The 5178-nt window shown below is 63.6% G+C and carries 5 protein-coding genes; all 5 read left to right on the forward strand.

Annotated elements, in window-relative coordinates; translation table 11 throughout:
* Window positions 1–390 (forward strand): M20/M25/M40 family metallo-hydrolase (locus tag EOC06_RS43745; RefSeq protein ID WP_245470157.1); only part of this gene is annotated, 390 nt, incomplete at its 5' end.
* A 161-nt stretch (window positions 391–551) separates the two neighbouring features.
* Window positions 552–2030, forward strand: a complete 1479-nt coding sequence (locus tag EOC06_RS28800) for an ABC transporter substrate-binding protein (protein WP_127382936.1) — start codon at window positions 552–554, stop codon at window positions 2028–2030.
* Window positions 2031–2043: 13 nt separating this feature from the next.
* Window positions 2044–2991: an ABC transporter permease gene (locus tag EOC06_RS28805; protein ID WP_127331881.1), complete on the forward strand. Its 948-nt coding sequence runs from the start codon at window positions 2044–2046 to the stop codon at window positions 2989–2991.
* On the forward strand, window positions 2988–3857 hold the full coding sequence (locus EOC06_RS28810) for an ABC transporter permease (protein WP_128309400.1): 870 nt from the start codon (window positions 2988–2990) through the stop codon (window positions 3855–3857). The genes EOC06_RS28805 and EOC06_RS28810 overlap by 4 nt, the downstream gene beginning before the upstream one ends.
* Window positions 3854–5178 (forward strand): ATP-binding cassette domain-containing protein (locus tag EOC06_RS28815; RefSeq protein ID WP_245470158.1); only part of this gene is annotated, 1325 nt, incomplete at its 3' end. The genes EOC06_RS28810 and EOC06_RS28815, both read left to right, overlap by 4 nt.

Here is a 5178-nt window from a genome sequence, read left to right on the forward strand (position 1 = left end):
GAGGAAGATCTCGACGCCGTCAAAGGCGAAGTGACCGGTATTCTCGACCGGCTAAAGCGCGAGCGGACAAAATTCGACTACGAAATCCGCGACCTGATGGAAGTGCTGCCGCTGATGACCGAGCGCGACGCCCCGGTGGTCAAGGCGGTTGCGCAAGGCATCATGGCGATCTTCGACCGCGAACCCGACTATGTCATTTCGCCCGGCACCTACGACCAGAAGCACATTGCGCGCATCGGCCATATCTATGATTGCATCGCCTATGGGCCGGGCATTCTCGACCTCGCCCACCGGCCGGACGAATGGGTCGGGATATCGGACATGGTAGAATCGGCCAAGGTGATGGCGATAGGGCTCAATGTGCTGCTGCGCGGCACAGCCGCGGGGTAAGGCGCACCGCGACAAGCTTCGACCTGCCGATGCGGTGGCCAGGACAAAAACATTCCCGGCCACGCCAACGGGCAGAACGAAACGCAATTTACTCCGTGACGAAATCACGCTTCTATCGCCCGGGTTCGAGCACGTGTCTGAAACGCATGGGGAGTCGCACGATGAAACTGTGGAAAACCATCCTGGCGGCCGCGGTGCTGTCGCTGGCCGCCGGCGCTTCCGCGTTTGCCGCGCGGACCGACCTGGTCATCGGCATTCCGCTCGAACCCCCGCATCTCGATCCGACCGCAGGTGCCGCCGCGGCAATCGACGAGGTTCTATATGCCAATGTGTTCGAGGGCCTGACACGCATCGGGCCCACTGGCGAGGTGCTGCCGGATCTGGCCGAAAGCTGGACCATTTCCGATGATGGAAAGGTCTACACCTTCAAGCTGCACACCGGCGTGAAATTCCATGACGGCACCGACTTCGATGCCGGCGACGTGAAATTCTCGCTCGATCGAGCCCGCGCCGAAAATTCGGTCAACGCGCAAAAGGGCCTATTCGCGGCCATCGATACGATAGACGTCGTCGATCCGGCGACCGTCAAAGTAACGCTGAAGAACCCGCAGGGATCCTTCCTCTACAATATGGGCTGGGGTGACGCGGTGATCGTGGCGCCGGAATCGGCAGAGACCAACAAGGAGAAACCGATCGGCACCGGCCCGTTCAAGTTCCAGAGCTGGGCCAAGGGATCGTCGATCACGCTGGTCAAATCGGACAATTACTGGGGCACACCGGCGTCCCTCGACAAGGCCGAATTCCGCATCGTGCCCGATGCCGCGGCCTATGTGCCGGCCCTGCTTTCCGGCGACATCCAGGCTTTCCCGTTCTTCGATGCCGACAGCCTCGCGCAGGTCAAGGACGATCCGCGCTTCAAGGTGGTGATCGGCTCGACCGAGGGTGAGACCATCCTGTCGATCAACAACAAGAAGCCTCCTTTCGACAAGTTGCAGGTGAGGCAGGCGATCTCCTACGCGCTCGATCGCAAGGCGATCATCGACGGCGCCTCGGCCGGCCTCGGCCAGCCGATCGGCTCGCACATGTCGCCGGCCAGCAAGGATTATGTCGACCTCACCGGCCGCTACCAGCATGATGTCGCCAAGGCCAAGGAATTGCTGAAAGAGGCAGGCCTCGAAAACGGCTTCAAGGCGACGCTGAAACTGCCGCCGCCCGCCTATGCCCGCCTCGGTGGCGAAATCATAGCCTCACAACTTCGCGACGTCGGCATCGATCTGGAGATCATCCCGGTCGAATGGGCGCAGTGGCTGGATCAGGTGTTCACCAAGAAGGATTACGACCTGACCATCGTCTCCCACACCGAGCCCAACGACATCGATATCTATTCGCGCAAGGACTATTACTTCAACTACGACAACCCGGCCTTCGACAAGGTGATTGCCGATCTCGGCGTCACCTCCGACGAAGCCAAGCGCAAGGAATTGCTGGGGCAGGCACAGAAGATCCTGGCCGACGACGCCGTGGTCGGATTCCTCTACGAATTGCCGAAGGTCGGCGTCTGGGACGCCAAGCTGGAAGGCCTGTGGGAAAACGCCCCGATCCAGGCCAATGATTTGACCAAGGTGAAGTGGAGCGAGTGATCCCCCACCTTCCATGACCGCCTACCTCCTAAAACGCTTCGCCGTCGCGCTCGCCACGCTGGTGCTGGCTTCCATGGTGGTGTTCGCCGTCCTGGAGATCCTGCCCGGCGATCCGGCGCGGCTGATGCTGGGCCTGAACGCCAGTGCCGATCAGGTCGAGCTGCTGCGCAACCAGATGGGCCTCAACGCGCCGCTGGCCTTGCGCTACCTGCAATGGGCCGGCGGCCTGCTCAGTCTCGATTTCGGCCGCTCCTACACCTATTCGGTGCCGGTCATCGATCTGGTGCGCGAGCGGCTTGCCGTCTCGCTGCCGCTGGCGCTGATTGCGCTTGCGCTCTCCACCATCATCGCGATTCCCGTTGGCCTGTTTTCCGCCAGCCGGCGTGGACGCGCCGGTGACACGATTTCCATGGGCGCCGCACAGCTTGGCGTTGCCGTGCCCAATTTCTGGTTCGCGCTGATGCTGATCTATGTCTTCGCCGTCTGGCTGCGGCTGGTCCCCGCCGGTGGGTTTCCCGGCTGGAGTGCCGGCATCTGGCCAGCCTTGAAATCGCTGCTGCTGCCGGCGGTCGCACTTGCCTTGCCGCAAGCCGCGATCCTGGCGCGCGTCACCCGCTCGGCGCTGATCGAGGTGCTGAACGAGGACTATATCCGCACCGCCCGCGCCAAGGGCTTGCCCTATCGCACTGTCTTGTGGCGGCATGCGCTGCGCAACGCCATGATCCCGGTGTTGACCATTCTGGGCCTGCAATTCGCCTTCCTGCTTGCCGGCACCATCATCATCGAGAATGTGTTTTATCTGCCCGGCCTCGGCCGGCTGGTGTTCCAGGCCATCACCCAGCGCGATCTGATCGTGGTCGAAAGCGTCGTCATGCTGCTGGTCGCGGCCGTCATCGCCGTCAACCTCCTCGTCGACCTTTCCTATGCGGTGGTCGATCCGCGCCTGAGAAGCCGGCAATGACACTGCACATCGACATCCCAGAGGAGACGTTCGGCAGCATCCTGGCCAAGGCATTCAGGAACACCGCCTTCGTGGCCGGTTTCGTCATCACCCTGCTGATCCTGGCAATGGCTGCAGTCTCTTATGGCTGGACGCCCTACGACGTCACCAAACTGGTGATATCGGACAAGACGCAAGCCCCCTCGCTGGCGCACTGGTTCGGCACCGACCATTTCGGCCGCGATATCCTGTCGATGGTCATGGTCGGCGCCCGCAATTCGATTGCCGTGGCGCTGGTCGCGGTCGGCATCGGCATGGGGGTCGGCGTGCCGCTCGGGGCCTTTGCCGCGGCACGCGGCGGCCTCGTCGACGAAGCGCTGATGCGGCTGAACGATCTCGTCTTCGCCTTCCCGGCTTTGCTGTCGGCGATCATGATCACCGCCATCTTCGGGCCAGGCGCGATCAACGCCATCATCGCCATCGGCATCTTCAACATCCCGGTCTTTGCCCGTGTCGCCCGGGCCGGCGCGCTGGCGATCTGGCCGCGCGAGTTCATTCTCGCCGCACGCGCCGCCGGCAAGAGCAGCGCGCAAATCACAATCGAACATGTGCTGCCCAACATCGCCACGCTGCTCCTGGTGCAAGGCACCATCCAGTTCGCGCTGGGCATCCTGGCCGAGGCCGGGCTTTCCTATCTGGGCCTGGGCACGCAACCGCCAATGCCGAGCTGGGGCCGCATGCTGTTCGACGCGCAGACCCGCATGGTGGTGGCGCCATGGATGGCGATCTTTCCGGGCATGGCGATCGTTGTCGCCGTGCTGGGGCTGAACCTCCTGGGCGACGGCATCGCCGACATCCTCGATCCGAAATCGCGGCGGCAGCGATGAGCCTGCTCGACATCGAGAACCTGTCGCTGACCATCGGCGACACGCAGATCCTCAGGGGTGTGGAGCTTTCCATTGCGCCCGGTGAAGTGATGGGGCTGGTCGGCGAATCGGGTTCGGGCAAGTCGATGACCGCGCTGACGGTGATGCAGCTTCTGCCCCATGCCGCGCGGGCCACCGGACGCGTCACATTCGACGGCATCGACATCCTCACGGCGAGCGAGGATCAAATGTGCGCGCTGCGCGGCGACGACATCGGCATGGTCTTCCAGGAGCCGATGACGGCGCTCAATCCGGTCAAGACCATCGGCGAACAGGTTGCCGAAGGCATACGCTGGCACACCAAGGCCAGCCGCGCCGAGGCCGAAGACCGGGCGCGAAAAATGCTCGACCGCGTCGGCTTGCCCTCGGCGAAATTCCCAATGTCGCGCTATCCGCATGAACTGTCCGGTGGCCAGCGCCAACGCGTCGTCATCGCCATCGCCTGCGCGCTGAAGCCGAAGCTGCTGGTCGCCGACGAGCCGACGACGGCGCTCGACGTGGTGCTGCAGGCGCAGATCCTCGACCTCTTGCGCGACCTCGTCGCCGAGAGCCGCATGGGCCTGCTCCTGATCTCGCACGACCTCGCCGTGGTGACCGAGATGGCGGACCGCATCACTATCCTGCGCCGCGGCGAGGTTATGGAAGCCGGCGACACTGCGCGCACGCTGTCCGAGCAGCTCCATCCCTACACGCGCCAGCTGGCGCAGGCCTCGATGCATGTGCCGGCGCGCGCCAGGCCGCATGGCATCGAGACGAGCCGACCTTTGCTTCAGGTCGAAAGCGTGACACGCGACTATCCCGGACGGCGCACCTCATTGTTCAAACGCGCGCCTGGTATCCGCGCTGTCGACGATGTCTCGCTGTCGATGGCGCCGGGTCAGTCAGTGGCGCTGGTCGGCCGCTCCGGTTGCGGCAAGTCAACGCTCGCCCGCATGATCCTGGCGCTGGATCGGCCGACATCGGGCTCGATCCGGTTTCGCGGCGAGACCATCACCGGCAAGAGCGAAGCCGAGCTGAAGCCGGCTCGCCGTGACATGCAGGTCGTTTTCCAGGATCCCTACGGATCCTTCGACCCGCGTCAGAAGGTCGAAAAACTAGTCGCCGAACCCCTGCATGTGCTGGAGAAGCAGCCGACACGCACCGAGCGCCGCGAAATGGTGGCGCATGCGCTGCACGAAGTCGGCCTCGGCATCAGCGACATGGACAAATACCCGCATGAATTTTCCGGCGGCCAGCGCCAGCGCCTGTCGATCGCCCGCGCCATCATCACCCGCCCCAAGCT

The organism is Mesorhizobium sp. M7A.F.Ca.MR.362.00.0.0 (genome assembly GCF_004023175.1).
Lineage (GTDB): Bacteria > Pseudomonadota > Alphaproteobacteria > Rhizobiales > Rhizobiaceae > Mesorhizobium.

Coding starts and splice junctions, on each gene's coding strand:
- EOC06_RS28800 (WP_127382936.1), top strand. CDS start 552: ATGAAACTGTGGAAAACCATCCTGGCGGCCGCGGTGCTGTCGCTGGCC.
- EOC06_RS28805 (WP_127331881.1), top strand. CDS start 2,044: ATGACCGCCTACCTCCTAAAACGCTTCGCCGTCGCGCTCGCCACGCTG.
- EOC06_RS28810 (WP_128309400.1), top strand. CDS start 2,988: ATGACACTGCACATCGACATCCCAGAGGAGACGTTCGGCAGCATCCTG.